The sequence below is a fragment of the Kitasatospora sp. NPDC002543 genome, assembly GCF_053594915.1.
On record NZ_JBSFWR010000131.1, the window covers coordinates 1 to 20,083 of the forward strand.

12 protein-coding genes and 1 pseudogene are annotated in these 20,083 nt (G+C 75.1%); 2 read left to right on the top strand and 11 right to left on the bottom strand.

The features are described from left to right. Positions 1 to 357: 357 nt before the first annotated feature. Positions 358 to 558 (bottom strand): hypothetical protein, encoded by a 201-nt coding sequence (locus ACWD4P_RS34225; RefSeq protein ID WP_359830432.1) that lies wholly within the window; start codon positions 556 to 558, stop codon positions 358 to 360. Between the two features lie 406 nt (positions 559 to 964). Here ACWD4P_RS34225 and ACWD4P_RS34230 point away from each other — a divergent pair. Beyond that, positions 965 to 2,299 (top strand): annotated as a pseudogene (locus ACWD4P_RS34230) (serine/threonine-protein kinase); the annotation flags it as partial. Between the two features lie 1,686 nt (positions 2,300 to 3,985). Here ACWD4P_RS34230 and ACWD4P_RS34235 read toward each other — a convergent pair. Continuing rightward, positions 3,986 to 4,792, bottom strand: a complete 807-nt coding sequence (locus tag ACWD4P_RS34235) for a TrmH family RNA methyltransferase (RefSeq protein ID WP_449782307.1) — start codon at positions 4,790 to 4,792, stop codon at positions 3,986 to 3,988. Positions 4,793 to 4,881: 89 nt separating this feature from the next. On the opposite strand from ACWD4P_RS34235, the gene ACWD4P_RS34240 reads away from it, so the two are divergent. Beyond that, complete coding sequence (locus tag ACWD4P_RS34240) at positions 4,882 to 7,623, top strand: SpoIIE family protein phosphatase (protein WP_449782308.1); 2,742 nt, start codon at positions 4,882 to 4,884, stop codon at positions 7,621 to 7,623. Between the two features lie 42 nt (positions 7,624 to 7,665). Here the strand turns inward: ACWD4P_RS34240 and cobA are convergent, their stop codons facing one another. From cobA to ACWD4P_RS34285, 9 genes are all read right to left on the bottom strand, one after another. Then, the gene (gene cobA / locus ACWD4P_RS34245; protein ID WP_449782309.1) at positions 7,666 to 8,913 is read right to left on the bottom strand and encodes a uroporphyrinogen-III C-methyltransferase; all 1,248 of its coding nucleotides are present in this window, start codon (positions 8,911 to 8,913) and stop codon (positions 7,666 to 7,668) included. A gap of 107 nt (positions 8,914 to 9,020) precedes the next feature. Continuing rightward, positions 9,021 to 12,989: a nicotinate-nucleotide--dimethylbenzimidazole phosphoribosyltransferase gene (cobT, locus tag ACWD4P_RS34250; RefSeq protein WP_449782310.1), complete on the bottom strand. Its 3,969-nt coding sequence runs from the start codon at positions 12,987 to 12,989 to the stop codon at positions 9,021 to 9,023. 482 nt (positions 12,990 to 13,471) lie between these two features. Continuing rightward, positions 13,472 to 14,728 carry a precorrin-6y C5,15-methyltransferase (decarboxylating) subunit CbiE gene (gene cbiE / locus ACWD4P_RS34255; RefSeq protein WP_449782311.1) on the bottom strand — a complete coding sequence of 419 codons (1,257 nt, stop codon included), beginning with the start codon at positions 14,726 to 14,728 and terminating at the stop codon, positions 13,472 to 13,474. 214 nt (positions 14,729 to 14,942) lie between these two features. Next, entirely contained in the window at positions 14,943 to 15,605 is a 663-nt protein-coding gene (locus ACWD4P_RS34260; protein ID WP_359829750.1) for a GNAT family N-acetyltransferase, read from the bottom strand. 198 nt (positions 15,606 to 15,803) lie between these two features. Further along, positions 15,804 to 16,634: a MetQ/NlpA family ABC transporter substrate-binding protein gene (locus tag ACWD4P_RS34265; RefSeq protein WP_359829749.1), complete on the bottom strand. Its 831-nt coding sequence runs from the start codon at positions 16,632 to 16,634 to the stop codon at positions 15,804 to 15,806. A gap of 58 nt (positions 16,635 to 16,692) precedes the next feature. Beyond that, positions 16,693 to 17,421 (bottom strand): methionine ABC transporter permease, encoded by a 729-nt coding sequence (locus ACWD4P_RS34270; protein ID WP_449782312.1) that lies wholly within the window; start codon positions 17,419 to 17,421, stop codon positions 16,693 to 16,695. Further along, on the bottom strand, positions 17,418 to 18,443 hold the full coding sequence (locus ACWD4P_RS34275; RefSeq protein WP_359829747.1) for a methionine ABC transporter ATP-binding protein: 1,026 nt from the start codon (positions 18,441 to 18,443) through the stop codon (positions 17,418 to 17,420). Before ACWD4P_RS34275 ends, ACWD4P_RS34270 begins: the two co-directional genes overlap by 4 nt. Positions 18,444 to 18,994: 551 nt before the next feature. Next, the gene (locus ACWD4P_RS34280) at positions 18,995 to 19,510 is read right to left on the bottom strand and encodes a GNAT family N-acetyltransferase (RefSeq protein WP_449782313.1); all 516 of its coding nucleotides are present in this window, start codon (positions 19,508 to 19,510) and stop codon (positions 18,995 to 18,997) included. Positions 19,511 to 19,717: 207 nt separating this feature from the next. Continuing rightward, complete coding sequence (locus tag ACWD4P_RS34285; RefSeq protein WP_449782314.1) at positions 19,718 to 19,975, bottom strand: hypothetical protein; 258 nt, start codon at positions 19,973 to 19,975, stop codon at positions 19,718 to 19,720. Between the last annotated feature and the right edge of the window lie 108 nt (positions 19,976 to 20,083).

The window sequence follows — 20,083 nt, forward strand, 5'->3', positions numbered from 1 at the left end:
GGAGAGCACTACCTTGACACGGTAGGGGTCACTGGTTCAATCCCAGTATCGCGCACAGTAACGGCCGGGGCCGCGATCCATGAGGATCGCGGCCCCGGCCCTTTTGTCGTCCCGCGCAGGCCCCCGGACCAGGACGTCGCGGGCCAAGGGGTGATGGAAAGGGAAGAGCCGCGTACGGACGCCCTCACCGACGTCCGTACGCGGCATCTCCGCCTGCCGGGGCGCTCTGCGCACCGCTCACGCCCGTCCGCGTGTCATCGCGGCCGCGGCCTCCCCGGCGGCACCGTTCCCCGTCCCCAGGGGATCGGTGCCAGTCTTCGACCGGCCTCGCGGGGCCGGTGTCCTTGTTCCTTCTGCTCAGCGGGTGATCAGATCGGCGACGGCCTGGGCCTGGTTCGCCATCTGCTCCCATCCGCCGAAGAGCAGCACCAGGAGCACGGCGCACGGCAGGGCCATGGCCAGCGCCACGGCGGGGTGCCGCGTGGGCTGCTCGGCGGACCGGGACTGGATGAAGGCCGGCCGACGGCGGCGGGGGGTTCCCGTGAGCTGCGGTGGCATGTCCCTGCTCCTGATCCGGTCGAGTTGGCGCGGTGAACGGCTTACCTCGGGGGACGAGCTCCCCGTCCACCGCTGGACACAACGCTATTGGCCGCGGGGGCCTCCGGGCGTCATGCCGTCGTACTGTTCCTCGGACGTCCGGGAGGATGACGATCCGACTCAGGTCCTACTACCGCAGGGGGACGGAAGGCTCATCCGACCCCCGAGGGAACCCTGAGGGGCAACCCCGAGACGCCCGCCGACGCCCCCGTGACCTGCAGGTCAGCGCAAGATCGGACAATCGCACGGCCGCTTCAGGTGTTGCGTATCAGCACACCGCAGCGGGCAGTCCGTAAGCTGTGCCAGACAGGAACTGACGATGGCCCAACCGACGGGGCCTCACCCACCGGCTGACGGGGAACGAAACATGGCGATGATGCGGCTGAGGCGTGAGGACCCCCGCATCGTCGGGCCGTACCGCCTGCACCGGCGACTGGGCGCCGGCGGCATGGGCGTGGTCTACCTCGGATCCGACCGCCGCGGACAGCGCGTCGCCCTCAAACTGATCCGCGCCGAACTCGCCGAGGACCAGGAGTTCCGCACCCGCTTCGCCCGCGAGATCGCCGCCGCCTCCCGGATCCGGGGCGGCTGCACCGCCCGCGTGGTCGGCTCCGACATCGAGACCGAACGGCCCTGGCTGGCCACCGCGTACGTCCCCGGACCCTCGCTCTACAAGCGGGTCGGCGACGAGGGGCCGCTGAACTGGCCGGAGGCGGCCCGGATCGGGGCCGCACTGGCCGACGGGCTCGTCAAGGTGCACGAGGCGGGAGTGGTCCACCGGGACCTCAAGCCGTCCAACATCCTGCTCTCGCCCCGGGGCCCGCGGATCATCGACTTCGGCATCGCGTGGTCGCGCGGCGCCAGCACACTCACCCACGTCGGCACCGCGGTCGGCTCCCCCGGCTTCCTCGCGCCCGAGCAGGTACGCGGGGTCGCCGTCACGCCCGCCACCGACGTCTTCGCCTTCGGGGCCACGCTCGCGTACGCGCTCACGGGGGACACCCCGTTCGGATCCGGGGCGTCCTCCGAAGTGATGCTCTACCGGGTCGTCCACGAGGAACCCGACCTCTCCGCCGTACCGCCGCAACTGGCGCCGCTGATCCGGGCCTGCCTGGCCAAGGAACCCGCCGAACGGCCCGGAGCCGCCGCACTCCACGAACGGCTCAGCGAACTGGCGGCGCGCGGAACGGCGGCGGGCGCCGCCGGCGGAGGCGGGCGCGCGGCACGCCCCGGACGGGGCGCCACCGCACCGGCACCGGCACCGGGCCCGGGCCCGGGCCCGCAGGAGAACGGCCGTCAGGGCGTACCCGCCCCCGGGCGCCCGCCCGAGCAGCCCGCCGCGGCACGGCCCCGGGCGGCGGCCGTCGGCCGATTCGGCGCGCAGGCCGCGGGCCGACCCGGCGCGCAGGCGGCCGGGGCCGCGGGACGGCGCCCGCAGGGCCCGGCCGCGCCCCTCCCCCGGCCCGAGCCGACGCCGGTGACCCGGCCGCTGCGGGAACGCCCGGACCGTCCGCAGACCCCGCCCCCGCCCCGCCCCGCCCCGCGCGACCGGGCACCACGGCCCAGGGACCGCCAGCACACCCCCGCCCCCGGGGCGCGGCCCGGCACCGCGCGGCAGCGGCTGCTCCGGCAGCGGCTGGTGGTCTTCGTCACGGTGACCATCGGGGTGGCCCTCGCCATCGCGGCGGCACAGGGGTGCGAGAACCGGGACAACCAGAGCGTCCGGCCGCCGACCGGCGTGGTCGCGAACGCGGGCTCCGGCGGCGAACAGGCCGCCCCGGGAACCTCCGCGGACGTCGCACCGCAGACCTCGACCGCGCCGCTCCCGGCAGCCGCACGTACCGGGACGGACAGCGGGCTGACGGCCCCCCAAGCGCCCGTGCCCACCGTGGACTGGCCCAACCGCAGCTACCCCGACGGGGCCGGCGGGCCGGCCATCGCCCTGCAGAACGGGCACTCCGTCGGGGCCGGCCCCCAGGTCGCGCTGAGCGCGGTGCTGCCGGCCCGGTACAAGGGCCTGCCCGCCTCGGTGGTCGTCCTGCGGCGGGCGGAGGGCTCCGCCCCGGTCGACCTCGTCCAGCTCTACACCTTCACCGGGGACACCCCGGTCGCCACTGCCTCACGCACTTCGGCGGCGGACCCCCAGGCCACGGCCACCTGGCGGCTGGACGGCAGCACGGTCGTCCGCGAGGAGCGCGCGGCCGCCACCGGCGCCGTCAGCTCCACCCGCTACACCGTCCGCACCGACGGCACCCTCGACGAGTCCTGGCCCGGCGCCACCACCCCGCCCCCCGCCGCCGCCCCCGCCCCACCCACCTCGCCCACCGGCTGACCCCCGGAAGCCGGCCCGGCCGGCTCCCCGCGCAGGGCTGCCCGCGAGGCCACCGCGCCATGAGGCGGCGGATGCCCGCGGCAGCACCGGTGCGCGCGAGAAGTCGGACCCGCCGACTTCTCGCGCAGGCCGTCCCCGAGGGCGCCGCGCTGTGAGACGGCGGATGACTTCTGAATCGTGGCCTCCCGAGGCCATGCCGCGGGCCGACGGATGGTCTCAGCGGAGCGGGCGCCAGAAGTCGGGCCCGCCGACTTCCCATGGTGCGGGGCCGGCTCCACCGGCGAGGAGACGGCTGAACTGCTGCGCGGGCCGACTTCTGACGCCTCGCTGGGGGTGTTGGCCGGCGGTGAGGGTGGTCGTCTCGGTTGCATCGTGGCGGCGCGGTGACGTGAGAAGTCGACTCGGCCGACTTCTTGGTGCCCAAAGCCGCGCCGAACGCCAGCTGCCGCCGGGCGGCGGGTACCACCCAAGGTCGGCTCGGTCGACTTCCCGTGCTGCGGTAGTGCCGGCCGGAGAGCGCGAGAAGGACCTGGCCGGCCGACTTCTCGCTGTGGCCGCGCTGCGGACCTGCGGGCGGCAGGTGGTGCCGGCGAAGCAGCTGCGCGGCAGGGCACCGCGCTGTGTGGCGGCGGATGGGCATGAGGGAGCCAGCACGCGCGAGAAGTCGCCCCGGCCGGCTTCTGAAGCGTGGCCGCCCCCGATGCCGTGCTGCGGGCCGACGGATGGCCTCGGTGGAGCGGGCGTACATCAGAAGTCGGACCCGCCGACTTCTGACGCACGGCTGTCCGCCAGGGCGCCGCGCGATGGGAGGGCGGGCGGCCTCGGTGGAACCAGGTGCGCACGAGAAGTCGGCCCAGCCGACTTCCGATGACGTGGCAGCCCACGCAAGGAGAAGGAGGAGGAATGCGGGGGCCGCAGCGCCAGAAGTCGGGCCCGCCGACTTCTGGTGGGCGAGTGCCGTGCTGCGCGGCGGCGGGTGGCCTCGGTGGAGCGGGCGTGCACCAGAAGTCGACTCGGCCGACTTCTGGTGCACGGGGGGTGGTCCCTGGGGGTGGGTCAGGGGGTGGTGACGGCGTAGAAGGCGACGGCTGCGGCGGCGCCGACGTTGAGGGAGTCGATGCCGTGGGCCATGGGGATGCGGACGGGGTGGTGGGCGGCGGCGATGGCGCGGGGGGTGAGGCCGTCGCCCTCGGCGCCGAGCATGAGGGCGGCCTTGGGAAGGCCGTGCGGGGCGAGGGTGTGGAGGTCGACGGCGCTGTCGGCGGGGGTGAGGGCCAGCAGGGTGAAGCCGGCTTCGCGGACGGTGTCGAGGGCGGCGGGCCACGGGTCCAGGCGGGCGTACGGGACGGCGAAGACCGCGCCCATGGAGACCTTGACGGCACGCCGGTAGAGCGGGTCGGCGCAGTCGGGCGAGAGCAGGACGGCGTCCATGCCGAGGGCGGCGGCGCTGCGGAAGATGGCGCCGAGGTTGGTGTGGTCGACCAGGCCCTCCAGCACGGCGACCCGGCGGGCGCCGGCGAGCACCTCGGTGGCGTCGGGGAGGGGCTTGCGCTCCATCGAGGCGAGGGCGCCGCGGTGCACGTGGTAGCCGGTGACGGCTTCGGCGAGCGCGGGCTCGACCACGTGGACGGGGGCGTCGGCCTCGGCGATGACGTCGCCCATCACCTCCAGCCACTTGGGGGTGAGCAGCATCGACCGCATCCGGTAGCCGGCGGCGAGGGCGCGGCGGATGACCTTCTCCCCCTCGGCGATGAAGAGGCCCTCGGCGGGTTCGCGGCGGCGGCGCAGCTCGACGTCGGTGAGGCCGGTGTAGTCGGCGAGGCGGGGGTCGGCCGGGTCGGTGATGGTGCGGGGTTCGGACACCCTGCGATCTTGCCAAGCCCGGGCGGGGAAGGCCAAACGGCCGAGGGAGCGGGGTGGTCCCCGGCAGGCCGTAGTGCAAATATGACCGTATGGCCCGAAATCCGGGCCGATCCTGGGCTCCGTCGGCCTCTGGTGCCACTGGCTCCGCCGGCTCCCCCGGTGGGCGCCCACACGGTCGGCCACAGCTGCCGCGCGCGAAGCCGCGGTGGCCGGTGTGGCGCAGGTCGGTGGCGGGGCAGGTGTTCGCGCTCCAGATCCTGGTCGTCCTGCTGCTGGTGGCGGCGGCCGCGGTGGCGCTGGTGGTGCAGTCGCGCAACGACGCCGAGCACGAGGCGCGCAACCGGTCGGTGGCGGTGGCACAGACCTTCGCCGCCTCGCCGGGCATCGTCGACGCGCTGCGCTCCCCCGACCCGACGACCGTCCTGCAGCCGAGGGCGCAGTCGGCGCGGGTCGCCGCCGGCGTGGACTTCATCGTGGTGCTGAACAACCAGGGCATCCGCTACACCCACCCGGACCCGGCGCGGATCGGCCAGAAGTTCGTCGGCACCTACGAACCCGCGCTGCACGGGCAGGTGGTGACGCAGGAGGTCTCGGGCACGCTGGGCCCGCTGGTGCAGGCGGTCGTCCCGGTGTACGCGCCGGACGGCTCGGTGGCCGGGCTGGTCTCGGCGGGCGTCACGCTGAAGAACGTCAGCAGCGCCAGCGAGCGCCAACTCCCGGTGGTGCTGGGCGCGGCGGCGGCCGCGGTCGGGCTGGCCACGCTCGGGACAGCGCTGATCAGCAGGCGGCTGCGGCGCCAGACGCACGGCCTGGGCCCGGTCGAGATGACCAGGATGTACGAGCACCACGCGGCGGTGCTGCACGCGGTGCGCGAGGGCGTGATGATCGTCGGCGGGGACGGCCTGCTGCTGCTCTGCAACGACGAGGCGCGCCGGCTGCTGGGCCTGCCGCCGGACGCCGAGGGCCGCCCGGTGACCGGGCTGGGCCTGGAACGGGCGCCGCTGGAGCTGCTGACCGCCGAGCACCCGGTGACCGACGAGGTGGTGCTGTCCGGGGAGCGGCTGCTGGCGGTGAACGTCCGGTTGATCGACCAGCCGGGCGGCCCGCCGGGCCGCGTCGCCACGCTGCGCGACTCCACCGAGCTGGCGGCGCTGTCCGGCCGGGCCGAGGGCGCGCAGCGGCGGCTGCGGCTGCTGTACGACGCCGGGGTGACGGTGGGCAGCACGCTGGACGTGACCCGGACGGCGGAGGAGCTGGCGCAGGTCGCGGTGCCGCGGTTCGCGGACTTCGTCACGGTGGACCTGGCGGACCAGGTGCTGACCGGCGAGGAGCCGCCACCGGGCCCCTCGCTGGGGCGGATGCGGCGCACCGCGGTGGCGGGCGTCCGGGACGACGCGCCGTTCTACCCGGTCGGCACGGTGCTGGAGGTGGTGCCCGCGACCCCGCTGGCCGGGACGCTGCACAGCGGCGAGCCGGCCGTCGAGCCGCACCTGACGGCGGCCGGCGGGTGGCGGGAGCAGGACCCGGAGCGGTCGGCGCAGGTACTGGCGTACGGGGTGCACTCGCTGGTGCGGGTGCCGCTGCGGGCGCGCGGGGTGCTGCTGGGGGTGGCCCGGTTCTGGCGGGCGCAGCGGGCGGAGCCTTTCGAGGCGGAGGACCTGGCGCTGGCCGAGGAGCTGGTGGCGCACGCGGCGGTGTGCATCGACAACGCCCGCCGCTACACCCGGGAGCACACCATGGCGGTGACGCTCCAGCACAGCCTGCTGCCGCGCAACCTGCCGGAGCAGACCGCGCTGGACGTGGCGCACCGCTACCTGCCGGCGCAGGCCGGGGTGGGCGGGGACTGGTTCGACGTGATCCCGCTGCCGGGCGCGCGGGTGGCGCTGGTGGTCGGGGACGTGGTGGGGCACGGGCTGCACGCGGCGGCGACGATGGGCCGGCTGCGCACGGCGATCCACAACTTCTCGACCCTGGACCTGCCGCCGGACGAGCTGCTGGGGCACCTGGACGAGCTGGTGAACCGGATCGACCAGGACGAGGCGGCGGGCGGTGAGCGCGCGGAGCTGGCCGGGGCGACCTGCCTGTACGCGATCTACGACCCGGTGTCGCGCCGCTGCACGCTGGCCAGCGCCGGGCACCCGCCACCGGCCGTGGTGGACCCGCAGGGCCGGGTGGTGTTCCCGGAGTTGCCGACCGGGCCGCCGCTGGGGCTGGCGGTGCTGCCGTTCGAGACCGTCGAGCTGGAGCTGGCCGAGGGCAGCCGGCTGGTGCTGTACACGGACGGGCTGGTGGAGGACCGGCAGCGGGACATCGACGAGGGGCTGGCGCTGCTGCGGGCGGCGCTGACCGGGCCGCCGCGCACGCCCGAACAGACCTGTGCGGACGTGCTCGGGGCGATGCTGCCGCAGCACCCGCAGGACGACATCGCGCTGCTGGTGGCGCGGACCAGGGTGCTGGCGCCGGACCGGGTGGCGCAGTGGGAGGTGCCCTCGGACCCGGCGGCGGTGGGCGAGGTGCGGGCCGCGGTGGCAGAGCGGCTGACGGCCTGGGGGCTGGAGGACGCCGCGTTCGTCACCGAGCTGATCCTGAGCGAGCTGGTGACCAACGCGATCCGGTACGGCTCCGGGCCGATCCGGGTGCGGCTGCTGCGGGACCGCTCGCTGATCTGCGAGGTGTCGGACGGCAGCAGCACCTCGCCGCACCTGCGGTACGCGGCGACGGAGGACGAGGGCGGGCGCGGGCTGTTCCTGGTCGCGCAGTTCGCGGACCGCTGGGGGACGCGCTACACCGCGACCGGGAAGGTCATCTGGACGGAGCAGCCGCTGGAGTAGGAAGTCGGCCGGGCCGACTTCCCACTCCGGGCGGTCCGGGGCCTACGGCCGGAAGGCCTCGGCGAGCACGTTGACGACGTCGCCGACGACGATGACCGCCGGGGGCTTGACGCCCTCGGCCTCGACCACCGCGGCGACGGTGCCGAGGGTGGCGTCCACCCGGCGCTGGGCGGCGGTGGTGCCCTCCTGGACGATCGCGACCGGGGTGTCCGCCGACCGGCCGTACTCGACCAGCCGGGCGGCGATCGCGCCGATCTTGTCCACCGCCATCAGCAGCACCAGGGTGCCGCTCATCCGCGCGGCGGCCTCCCAGTTGGTGAGCGAGCGCTCGTCGTCCGGGCCGACGTGGCCGGAGATCACGGTGAACTCGTGGGTCAGCCCGCGGTGGGTGACCGGGACGCCGGCCGCGGCGGGGACGCTGATCGAGCTGGAGATCCCGGGCACCACGGTGACCGGCAGCCCGGCCTCCGCGCAGGCCAGCAGCTCCTCGCCGCCGCGGCCGAAGACGTACGGGTCGCCGCCCTTGAGCCGGACCACGAACTTGCCGGCCTTGGCGTGCTCCACCAGGGTCCGGTTGATCGCCTCCTGGGCCATGAACCGGCCGTACGGGATCTTGGAGGCGTCGATCACCTCGACGTGCTCGGGCAGTTCGGCGAGCAGCTCGCGCGGGGCGAGGCGGTCGGTGACGACCACGTCGGCGTCGGCGAGCAGCCGGCGGCCGCGCACGGTGATCAGGTCCGGGTCGCCGGGGCCGCCGCCGACCAGGGCCACGCCGGCGCCGTGCGAGCGGAACTGGCGGGCGGCCAGCGAGCCGTCCCTCAGACCGTCCACGATGGCGTCGCGCAGGGCGGCGGAGTGACGCGGGTCGCCGGTGAGGACGGCGACGGTGGCGCCCGCGTCGCGGCCGCTGGCCGGGGTCCAGGCGGTGGCCGCGGCGGCGTCGTCGCTGCGGGAGCAGAACACGCGCTCGCGCTCGGCCTCGGCGCTGACCGCCGCGTTGACGGCCGGGTCGTCGGTGGCGACCAGGGCGTACCAGGTGTCGGCCAGGTCACCGTCCCGGTACGGGCGGGCGTGCCAGGTGAGCTCGCCGGCGTCGGCCATGGCCTGGACGGCCGGGGTGGTGGCCGGCGATATCAGGTGCAGGTCGGCGCCGGAGGCGATCAGGGCGGGCAGCCGCCGCTGGGCGACCTGTCCGCCGCCGACCACGACGACGCGGCGGCCGGCCAGCAGCAGGCCCACCGGGTAGGGGGTACGGCCCTCGGTGCTCGGGTGCGGGGTGGGCGCGGTCATCGGCGGTGCTCCTGATCGGGGATGAGGGTGGGGGGACGGTACGGCACGACGCCGCTCCGCGGTCCGGCGCGCCCTCGGGCCGGACCGCGGAGCGGTGACGGGATGCGTCAGGCCTTCTCGGTGACCCCGGCGGAGTCGAAGGTGGCTACATCGTGCATCGCCCGGGCCGCGCTCTGCACCAGCGGCAGGGCCAGCAGGGCACCGGTGCCCTCGCCGAGCCGCAGGTCCAGGTCGATCAGCGGGCGCAGACCGAGCTTCGCCAGCGCGGCCTGGTGGCCCGGCTCGGCGGAGCGGTGACCGGCGATGCAGGCGGCCAGCACCTCGGGGGCGATGGCCTTGGCGGCCAGCGCGGCCGAGCCGGCGATGACGCCGTCCAGGACGACCGGGGTGCGCAGCGAGGCGGCGCCCAGCAGGAAGCCGGCCAGGGCGGCGTGCTCCAGGCCGCCGACGGCGGCGAGGACGCCGACCGGGTCGCTCGGGTCGGGCTGGTGCAGGGCCAGCGCGGCGCGGATGACCTCGACCTTGCGGGCGTGGGTCTCGTCGTCGATGCCGGTGCCGCGGCCGGTGACCTCGGCCGGATCGAGGCCGGTGAACACCGAGATCAGGGCGGCCGAGGCGGTGGTGTTGGCGATCCCCATGTCACCGGTGACCAGCGCCTTGTTGCCCGCCGCGACCAGGTCGCGGGCGGTCTCGATGCCGACCTCGATGGCCTTCAGGGCCTCCTCGCGGGTCATCGCCGGGCCCTGGGTCATGTCGGCGGTGCCGGGACGGACCTTGCGCGGCAGCAGACCGGTGGCGCGGCCCTGCTGGACGGCCTCCGGCAGTTCGGCGGCCACGCCGACGTCGACCACGCAGACCTCGGTGCCGATCTGCTTGGCGAAGGAGTTGATCACCGCTCCCCCGGCCAGGAAGTTGGCGACCATCTGGGCGGTCACCTCCTGCGGCCAGGGGCTGACGCCCTGGGCGTGCACGCCGTGGTCACCGGCGAAGATCGCCACGCAGGCGGGCTCCGGGATCGGCGGCGGGCACTTGCGGGACAGGCCGCACAGCTGGGCCGAGATGATCTCCAGCATGCCGAGCGAGCCGGCCGGCTTGGTCATCCGCTTCTGCCGGTCCCAGGCCTCGCCGAGCGCCTTCGCGTCCAGCGGGCGGATGCCGCGCAGGGTCTCGGCGAGCAGGCTCTGCGGCTCCTCGCCGGGCAGCGCGCGGTTGCCGTACTGCTCCTCGTGGACGACCCAGGCCAGCGGCCGCTTCTTGGCCCAGCCCTGCTGCTCCAGCTCGGGCTCGTCCGGGAACTCGTCGACGAAGCCGACGCACAGGTAGGCGACGACCTCCAGGTGCTCGGGCAGGCCGAGCTCGCGGACCAGCTCCTCGTCGTCGAAGAAGCTCACCCAGCCGACGCCCAGGCCCTCGGCGCGGGCGGCCAGCCAGAGGTTCTCGACGGCCAGGGCGGCCGAGTACGGGGCCATCTGCGGCTGGGTGTGCCGGCCCAGGGTGTGCCGGCCGCCGCGGGTGCGGTCGGCCGTCACCACGATGTTGACCGGGGTGTCGAGGATGGCCTCGATCTTGATTTCCTTGAACTGCTTGGCCCGGCCCTTGGGCAGCGAGTCCGCGTACGCCTCGCGCTGGCGCTCGGCCAGGGCGTGCATCCGCCTGCGGGTCTTCGCCGAGCGGATCACCACGAAGTCCCACGGCTGCGAGTAGCCGACGCTGGGCGCGGTGTGGGCGGCCTCCAGGACGCGGATCAGCACCTCGTGCGGGATCGGGTCCGGGCGGAAACCGTTGCGCACGTCGCGGCGCTCGCGGATCACCTGGTGGACGGCCTCGCGGCCGGCCTCGTCGTAGCCGGGGGCGGCCGGGCCGCGCGGCTCGGCGGGCTCCTCGGGCTGCTGCTCCGGCTGCTCCGGCTGCTCCGGCTGCTCCGGCGACTCGGCGGCGGCGGGCTGCTCGGCGGGGGCCTCGGCCTCGGCGGCGGGCTCCACGACGGCGGCCTCGGGCTGCTCGGTCCCGGACTGCTCGGCCTGCTCGGCCTCGGGCTGCTCGGCGGCTTCGGCGGGTGCCTCGGCGGCCTGCTCCTGGACGGGCTCGGCCTCGACGACGGGCTCCGCGACGGCCTCGGCCTCGGCCTCCGTCCCGGCCGGGGCCTGCGGCTGCTCGACGGCGGCCTCGGGCTCCGCGGCGGCGGACTGCTCGACGGCGGTCTCGGCGGGGGCGGCGGCCTCGGCGGACGCGCCCTCGGCGGCGGGCACGACGGTCTCGGCGGCGGGCTGCTCGGCGCCTTCGGCGGGCTGCGCCGCCTGTGCCTCGGGTGCGGCCTCGGCCGGAGCCTCGGCGGGCTGCTCGGCGGCGAGGCCGGCGTCGGCCTCCGCGGGAGCCTCGACAGCCTGCTCGGCGGTCGGCTCGGCGGGCGCCTCGGCCGGGGTCTCGGCCTGCTGCTGCGGCTGCTCGACCTCGGCGGCGGGCTCGGTGACGGCCTGGCCGGAGGGCATCTCACCGGTGCCCGCGGCGGTCTCCGCGACCGGCCCGGCGACGGCCTCCGGCGCGCTCTCGACCGGCTGGGCCTGCGCGGTGGCCTCATTGGCCTCGGCGGTCTCGGCGGTCTCCGCGACCGGCTCGGCCGCCGGGGCGGCCTCGGTGCCGACCACGACCTCGGCGGGGTGAGCGGCCTCGACGACCTCGACGACCTCGATGGCCTGCGGCGCGTCGCTCTGCGGCGCGTCGGTCTGGGGGGCCTCGGCCTGCGGCGCGTCGGCGACCGCTATGGGCGCGGACTGCTGCGGGGCCTGCTCCCCGGCGACCGGAGCCTGCCCGGCCGCCTGGACCTTGGGCAGGCCGTGCGGGGTGGGCGCGGCGAGGAAGGCGGAGATCCGACGCGGCTGACCGGCCGGGGCCGCGGCCTCGGGCTGCTCGGCGGACACGGCGGCGTCGGCGGCCGCACCCTCGACGGCGGCGGGCTCGGAGCCCGGCACGACGGCCGGCTCGGCCACCGGCTGGGCTGCCTCGACCGGGACGGCCTCGACCGGGGCCTGCTCGGCCACGACGGCCTGCGGCTCGACACCGACGGCCGCCACGGCCGGCTCGGCGGCCGGGGAGGCCTGGGCCGGCTGGGGGGCCGTCACGTCCTGCGCGGGCTGGACCGGGGCGGCCTGGACAACCTCCGGGGTCTCGACGACCTCGATCACCTCGATCGCGCCGACCGTCTCGACGGCCGGCACGGCCTCGGCCGGCGGCGAGGCCAGCGGCACCTGCTGGGCGCCGTGGGCCTGCTGGAAGTCCTGCGCCTGCGGCAACTGCTGCCCGTCCAGGATCGGAAGCCCTGCGGCCGGAGCCTGGGCGACCGGCGCCACCGGGGCGGCCTGCGGCGCCGCGGCCGGCACCGGGGCGGCGGCCTCGGCCATCGGCGGGCGGCCGACCACCGGGATGCCGTGCGCGGGCGTACCGCCCTGCGAGGGGCCGCGGTCGGCCAGCGAGCGGACCGGCACCTGGCCGGTCATCAGCGAAGGGTCCGGGATCGGCGGTCCGGCGTGCAGCGGCCGGCGCGGCTGCTGAGCCTGCGCCATCGGCTGCTGCGCCTGCTGGAAGGGCTGCTGCTGGACGGCGTGCTCGACGCCGAGGACCGGCGGGTCCACCGGGGGCCAGGACGGCTCGACCGGCATGCCGTCCTGCTGTACCGGCACCTGCTCGGCCGGGACGGCCGCCGCCGGCTCGCCCCAGGAGCCCTGCGGGCCGGGCATCAGCAGCACGTCGTCATCGTCGTCCAGGCCGTCCGGCGTGTCGGGCTGGTCGAGGAAGTGGAAGGCCGGGCGCGGGGCGCCCGGGTCGACGGCCCAGCCCTCACCGGGGTGACCGGGCTGGTGGACGCCGGGAACGCCGTAGCCGTGCTGGCCCTGCGGCGGGATGACGCCCGCGCCCGGGGGCACCGCGCCGGGGACACCACCGGTCGGGGCCGCCGGGTTGGGGATCACTCCGCCGTCCGTCGCGACGCCCTGGAGGGGTGCAACGCCCGCGACGCCCTCCGGTCCGCCGAGCGGGTGCTCCGGCAGTCCCTCGCCCGGGACGTGGCCGCCATCGGTCATTGTCAAAGCTCCTTCCAGGCCGCTGCCGCGCCCTCGGCGACACGATCACCGATCGCAGCGCCCATCCGCGCGGGCCGAACCAGCACCGACCCGCCCCTAACCACACGCGGCCGCCGCGCCATGGCGCTGCGGCCCAAGTCCATCCGGCGCGCTGCGGCACCCCGGCCCGGCGCACCGCCCGTACGGGCGGCACATCGTCTGAAACAACGACAACCCGGGGCAACCGGCACGACCGCACCGGACCCTACGGCATTCTCCAGGTCCGGCACGAGGCCCGTCGAATTGCCCACACTCCGAGCAGAATCGGATTGCACCACGTCAAAAAGGTGACAAACCGACTGAATCGGATGGGTCGTCTACCGATGCAGCCGTCCAGGACGTCACACTACCGGCACCGCGCGGTCACCTCTCGAATCGGTGTCCGGATGCGACCTGGATCACCGTCGACGCCGTCGGACCGCCCCGGGGCGCGCCCACGGCCTTCACAGGATCTGCTCACCCCAGAGGACCAGCGTGCCGGGGCCGCCCGCTCCCAGCGTCAGCCCGTCACCGTCCCCCACCGGCCGCAACGGGGCGGTCTGGAGCAGCGCGCCGTCCGCCCGGTAGCCGGCCCCGGCGATCGCCCGGTGGACGTCCTCCGCCTCGGCGAGGGTCCGGGGCAGCGCGACGAAACGCTCGGGCCGACGGGCCAGCACCGCGCGCACCACGTCGAGGCCGCCGGACTCCACCACCGCCGCGTCCGGCTCCGGCAGCCCGCCCAGCACCTCGGGGCCGCTGCCGTACACCGCCTCCACCTCGACGCCGTAGCGGCGGGCGTTGACGGTCAGCCGGGCGCAGGCCGAGCGGGAGCCCTCGACCGCGACGACGGCGGCGCCGAACCGGGCCGCCTCCACCGCGAGGGCGCCGCTGCCGGCGCCGACCGACCAGACCAGGTCCCCGGGACGGGCACCCAGACGGGCCAGCACCAGGGCGCGCACATGAGCGGGGAGCGCCTCGGGCGCGCCCGGTTCGCCGTCCACGCGCCCGGCGCCCGCGTAGGCGTCACCGGGGAGCGCCCAGCCGCGTTCCGCGCCGGGGTAGCCGACCGGGCGCCCGGCGAGCCAGCCGGCCGCCTCGTCGACCGCGGCGCCCTGGGCGCCGCCGCCGATCACCAGCACCACGTTGGGGTCGCGCCACACGTGGTCGGCGATCCGGTCGGAGGTGAGGACGGTGACGTCCTCGTCCGGGGTGCCGAGGGCCTCGCAGACCACGAAGGTCCGGTGCACCCCGCGCAGCATCAAGGCGAGTTCGGCGGGCCCGGCACCCGGCGCGGTGAGCACCGCGACCTTGGGGTGGGCCCGGCAGATGTTGGCCGCGCGGCGCAGCCGTCCGCCGTGCGCGCTGACCACCTGGGCGTCCTCCCAGGGCATGCCGGCCCGGGCGAAGGCGGCGGCCACCGACGAGACGGCGGGCAGGACCTCCAGTTCGAGGCCGTACTCGGGGCGGCGCAGGGTGCGCACCACGCCGAAGAACCCCGGGTCTCCCTCGGCGACCACGACGGCGGCCCCGCGGTGCTCGGCGATCCTGCGGGCGGCCTGCCGGACGTTGCCGAGGGTGATCCGCTCGGCGGCCTCCGGTACCGGGAGGGCGTTCAGTTGGTAGGGGGCGCCGGCCACCAGTGTCGCCGCGGCCAGGGCCGCGCCGGCGGCCTCGGTCAGCGGTGTGCCGTCCCACCCGATGACCGTGATCCGGTCAGCCATCTGCGGCCGCTCTCCCTCGACTCGGGGCGCCGCTCGATCCGCCGTCGTGCGGTGCCGGTGCAGAGGCTACCGGGTGCGATCCCCCGGAAACCGACAACTCGCACACATGTCCGCGCCGGGTGAACAGACGGCGTGTCACCCGGCGTGCCACCCGGCACGGCGCCCGCGGCGCCGCGCTCGGCGGGAGGCGGTCGCCGGAGGCGCTCGGCGCGGATCAGTCGCGCAGCACGTAGCGGTCGTCGCCGTGCCAGCCCGAGCGCTGCAGCTCCGGCGACTCCAGGTCCTCCGGGAGCAGGCTCCACAGGATGAGGTCGCTGCGGCTCTCTCCCCCGGCCCGGCCGCCGGGAAGCGCCCCCACCGCCTCGCCGGACTCCCCCCGCACTATCCAGGCGCTGCGCAGCACGCCCTCGCTGATGCCGCCGACCTTCTGCGCGACCTGCTGGGCGGCGGTGTTGCCGGCGGCGGTGCGCAGCTCCAGGCGCAGGAAGCCGCGGTCCTCGAACAGCCACTGGGCGACGCCCAGGACGGCCTCCGGGGCGTAGCCCTCGCCGCGCGCCCAGACGGCGGTGACGTAGGAGATCTCGGTGCTGCGCAGCCGCCAGTCGGTGTTGCGCAGCTCGACCAGGCCGACCAGCCGCTGGGTCAGGTGCTCGGTGACGGCGAAGACGATGCCGCGCCCGGCGGCCCGGTGGGCGGGGGCGAGGGTGCGGGCGAGTTCGGCCGCGTACTCCTCGGTGAAGGGCTGCGGGAGGTCCGTCCAGGCGAGGACGAGGTCGTCGGCCATCATCGTGGCCAGGCCGGGGGCGTCGTCCTCCGCCAGGGGCCGCAGCAGCAGCCGTTCGGTGCTGATGGCGGTCTCGGGGAAGCTCGCTGCCATGCCGTCTCTCCTCGCCGGGTCGTGAACACAACACCGTACGCCTCCGTCGTGCCCCGGATGCCACGCGGTGCGCCGCCCGCACGACGGTACGTCAGAACGCGGCCGGCCGGAGCGCCCCGGCCGCATACTGCCCGACCGGGCCCTCGCCTAGGTGCGGCGGGGGCCCGGTCAGGAGCGGGGCGTCGAACGGACCGCGGCTCAGAAGGCCGGGATTACGGCGCCCTGGAAGGTGTCCTCGATGTACTTCTTGACCTCGGCGGAGTGCAGCAGCTCGGCCAGCTTCTTGACCCGCGGGTCGTTCTCCTTGCCCTTCTTCACGGCCAGGATGTTGGCGTACGGGTTGCCCTCGGCCTTCTCCAGCACCAGGGCGTCGGTGGTCGGCTTCAGACCGGCGTCGATCGCGTAGTTGCCGTTGATGACGGCGGCGTCCAGGTCGGCGACGGAGCGGGGCAGCTGGGCGGCCTCCAGCTCCTTCCACTTGAGGTTCTTCGGGTTGCCGGTCACGTCCGCCGGGGTGGCGGCGGTGGTGACGCCGTCCTTGAGGGTGATCAGCTTGTTGTCGGCGAGCAGCTTGAGCGCGCGGCCCTCGTTGGTGGCGTCGTTGGGCAGGCCGACGGTGGCGCCGTCCGCCAGGTCGGCGAGCGACTTGACCTTCTTGGAGTAGGCGCCCAGCGGCTCCAGGTGCACGGGCTCGACCGAGACGATGTCGGTACCGCGCTTCTTGTTGAAGTCCTCCAGGTACGGCACGTGCTGGAAGAAGTTGGCGTCGGCCGAACCGTCCTGCACCGCCGTGTTGGGGGTCACGTAGTCGGTGACCTCCTTGATGTCGAGCTTGAGGCCCGCCTTCTCCGCCAGGTTGTCCTTGACGTACTTCAGGATCTGCCCGTGCGGGGTGGGGCTGGCCACGACCTTGAGCGGCGCGTTCGGGTCGGAGTCCGCGGAGGAGGACCCGGAGCTGCCGCAGGCGGCGAGCGAGAGGGCGACGCCGGCGGTGGCGAGGATGCTGGTGAACTTCAGGGCGTTGCGCACGAAAAGTGCCTTTCTGCGTGGTACGGGGAGCCGCGTCCGGGGTCGGACGAGGGAGGTCTCAGGAGGCGACGAGGTCCTTGTCGGTCGCCTTGGGGCCGCGGCCGAGCAGCCGGGTCCGGCCGCTTCCGCCGCCGCGGCGGGAGAGGCGGCGGACGGCGAGGTCGCCGATCAGCTGGACGGCGGTGACGATGAGCACCAGCTCGGCCACGATGACCCACATGAAGGTGGTCTCGAAGCGCTGGTAGCCGTAGTTCACGGCGAGGGTGCCGAGGCCGCCGCCGCCGACCGTGCCGGCCATCGCCGAGTAGCCGATCAGGGTGATGACCGTGGTGGTGATCGAGGCCACGATGCCGGGCAGGGCCTCGGGCAGCAGGGCCTTGCGGACGATCGTCCAGGTGTTGCCGCCCATCGACTGGACCGCCTCGACCAGGCCCCGGTCGACCTCGCGGACGGAGGTCTCGACCAGCCGGGCGAAGAACGGGACGGCGCCGATGGTCAGCGGCACGGTCGCGGCCTGCCAGCCGATGGAGGTGCCCACCAGCCAGCGGGTGAAGGAGATCAGCGCGATCATCAGAATGATGAACGGCACCGAGCGGGCGATGTTGACCACGAAACCGATGGCCTTGTTGACGGCCCGGTTGGCCAGCAGGCCGCCCTTGTCGGTGACCACCAGCAGCACGCCCAGCGGCAGGCCGAGCAGCACGGTGAAGGCCGCCGACACCCCGACCATCTGGAAGGTCTCCTGGGTGGCGGGCCCGATCAGCTCCTGCATCTGCTCCCAGGTCATGCCACCGCTCCGTTCGCCGTACCGATCACGTCCACCTGCAGGCCCTGCTCGCGCAGGTAGCCGATCGGCACCACGTTGTCCTGGTGTCCGCCGGGCAGTTCGACCCGCATCCGGCCGACCATCCGGCCGGCGATGGTCTCCACCGCGGCGCCGAGGATGTTGATGTCGATCTGGTAGGTGCGGGCGAGCTGGGAGACGAACGGCTGGGCCGAGCTGTCGCCCTGGAAGGTGATCTCCAGCACGGTGGAGCCGGCGTGGCCGGTGCCGAACTCGCTGAGCGGGAACAGCTCGCGGGCCAGCTCCGAGCCGGGCTCGGCCAGCAGGTCGGTCAGCGCGCCGGACTCGATCACCCGGCCGCCGCGCATCAGGGCGGCGGAGTCGCAGACGGACTTGATGACGTCCATCTCGTGGGTGATCAGCAGGACGGTGAGACCCAGCTGCTGGTTGAGGTCGCGCAGCAGTTTGAGGATCGAACGGGTGGTCTCCGGGTCGAGCGCCGAGGTGGCCTCGTCGGAGAGCAGCACCTTGGGGTCGCCGGCCAGCGCCCGGGCGATGCCGACGCGCTGCTTCTGCCCGCCGGACAGCTGGTGGGGGTAGCTGCGGGCCTTGTCGCCGAGGCCGACCAGGTCGAGCAGCTCGGAGGCCTTGCGGCGGCGCTCGGCGCCGTCCAGGCCGATGATCTCCAGCGGGAGCTCGACGTTCTGCTGGACGGTCCGCGAGGAGAGCAGGTTGAAGTGCTGGAAGACCATGCCGATCCGGCGGCGGGCCTCGCGCAGTTCCCGGCCGGCCCGGTTCTCGCCCCCGGCGAGCGCGGTGAGTTCGACGCCGTCCACGGTGACCGTGCCGGAGGTCGGGCGCTCCAGCATGTTCACGCAGCGGATGAGGGTGGACTTGCCGGCACCGCTGGTGCCGACGACTCCGTAGACCTCGCCCGGGCGGACGTGCAGGTCGACGCCGGCGAGGGCGGTCACCTCGCGGCCTCGGGAACGGTAGACCTTCGTCAGGTCCGTGGTGGTGATCACAGCGGCTTTCCGTGGGTCGGGGGCGGGCGCCGTGGTTCCACCGCCCGACCGGCTTGCGGTCGGCGGGGGCTCACGGTGCGGCGCCGAAGGGGGTCCGGGCCCGGTACTCCTCGATCGTGGCCGTCGGACGGCCGGGCCGCGCGACGGCGTGGCCCCAACGAGTCATCCGGGCCCGCGGGTGGGCGGGCACGGCAAGGGGAGGATCCGGGGGGGGAGGGGCGCGCTCGCACGGGCGGGAGCGGCACCGGAGTCTCGCTTCGGGGCGCGAGGGGAAGGCGCCCTCGACGGGGCGCCGGGGGCGATGGCCCTCAGCAGTGACACATTCGACGACACATGGCACGCTCACCTGCCGGCAGGGTGCCGGTGGGGGTCCAGTTCGTCGTCGCAGTCATGTAAGCCAGTAAAACAGATGGGCCCTGCTGCGCCCAATTATTTGCGAGAGCTGTCCGCAATGCGGACGCGCACCGCTGTGACCAGCGCGGATACGACTCGGCGCCGCCACCGGTGGTCCGGCTGGTGGCGGCGCCGGAATCCCTGCGCGGTGTGGCGGCTCAGGCCGTCGCGGCGAGCGGCGCCTCGGCGAGGGGCGTCTCGGCGGGCTTCTCCAGGTGGACGAGGCTCAGCCGGCCGTCGACCTGCTCGACCCGTGTCTGGCGGTACCCCTGTCGAGCGTACAGGCGCAGGTTGCCGAGGCTGCGGTGGCCGGTGAACAGCCGGTAGGCGCTCACCTGGCCGTCCTGGGCCATCCGGCGCTCCAGGGCGTCGAGCAGCCGGCCACCGAGGCCGTGGCGCTGCATCCGCGGATGGACGACCAGGCGCCCTATCCGGGCGACGCCGTCGGCGCCGACCCGGCCGCGGACGGTGCCGACCACCTCGTCGCCCAGCCGGGCGACCAGGAAGTGCTGCTCGGACAGTTCGGCGCGCAGGCTCTCCAGGCTCTGCGTCAGGGGCTCGATCGCCCAGTCGCCGTACAGCTCGGCCTCGGGCTGGTAGCCGAGGTACTGGAGCTTGAGGATCTGCTCCGCGTCCTCGGCCTCCGCAGCCGAGATGATCACGCTCATGCCCATGTGGAGGGGCCTCCCCAGTCGTCGTGCCCGGCGCGCAGAGGGTGACGCGCTCACGCTCAGTATCCGAGCGATCGCGCCACCGTCAAGAGCTGCGTTCGCCAGCGCTCTACCCGGGTGTCAGCTCCGCTCAACCTTCGCGGGGGCGGACGTGAGGAGGGTCACCTCGCGTGCCGAACGGCCTCCGGCCGGTCGCACGGGCGCGTCCGTTCAGGGGTACCGCTCCGCGTGCAGCAGCATCCGCAGGCAGGCCAGGCAGCGGGAGCGGGTCGGCCCGATCGAGCCGCGCGGCATGGCCAGCCGCTCGGAGAGCTCGCGATAGGTGGGCGGCGGGTCCTCGGCGAGTGCGGCGATCAGCTGCGGGCAGCGGCCGGGCAGGGCGGCGACGGTCTCGCGGACCACGCGGCGGCGGTGTTCGGCGAGGTAGACGTCCTCGGCGGAGGGGACGGGCGGAAGGGCGGTACACACACCGTGGATGACGGCGCGGGGCGGGGCCGGTTACGCCCGGGCCGAGGCGCGGACGCGGGAGGGGCGCGCCGGGGCGGCCGCCGCCCCCCCCCGGGCGCCCCCCCCCCC

What these genes read in the sequence shown, in the direction of transcription:
- ACWD4P_RS34280 (WP_449782313.1), bottom strand. Translation starts at nt 19,510, where the DNA reads ATGGGCATGAGCGTGATCATCTCGGCTGCGGAGGCCGAGGACGCGGAG.
- cobA (WP_449782309.1), bottom strand. Translation starts at nt 8,913, where the DNA reads ATGACCGCGCCCACCCCGCACCCGAGCACCGAGGGCCGTACCCCCTAC.
- ACWD4P_RS34270 (WP_449782312.1), bottom strand. Translation starts at nt 17,421, where the DNA reads ATGACCTGGGAGCAGATGCAGGAGCTGATCGGGCCCGCCACCCAGGAG.
- cobT (WP_449782310.1), bottom strand. Translation starts at nt 12,989, where the DNA reads ATGACCGATGGCGGCCACGTCCCGGGCGAGGGACTGCCGGAGCACCCG.
- ACWD4P_RS34225 (WP_359830432.1), bottom strand. Translation starts at nt 558, where the DNA reads ATGCCACCGCAGCTCACGGGAACCCCCCGCCGCCGTCGGCCGGCCTTC.
- ACWD4P_RS34240 (WP_449782308.1), top strand. Translation starts at nt 4,882, where the DNA reads ATGGCCCGAAATCCGGGCCGATCCTGGGCTCCGTCGGCCTCTGGTGCC.
- cbiE (WP_449782311.1), bottom strand. Translation starts at nt 14,728, where the DNA reads ATGGCTGACCGGATCACGGTCATCGGGTGGGACGGCACACCGCTGACC.
- ACWD4P_RS34260 (WP_359829750.1), bottom strand. Translation starts at nt 15,605, where the DNA reads ATGGCAGCGAGCTTCCCCGAGACCGCCATCAGCACCGAACGGCTGCTG.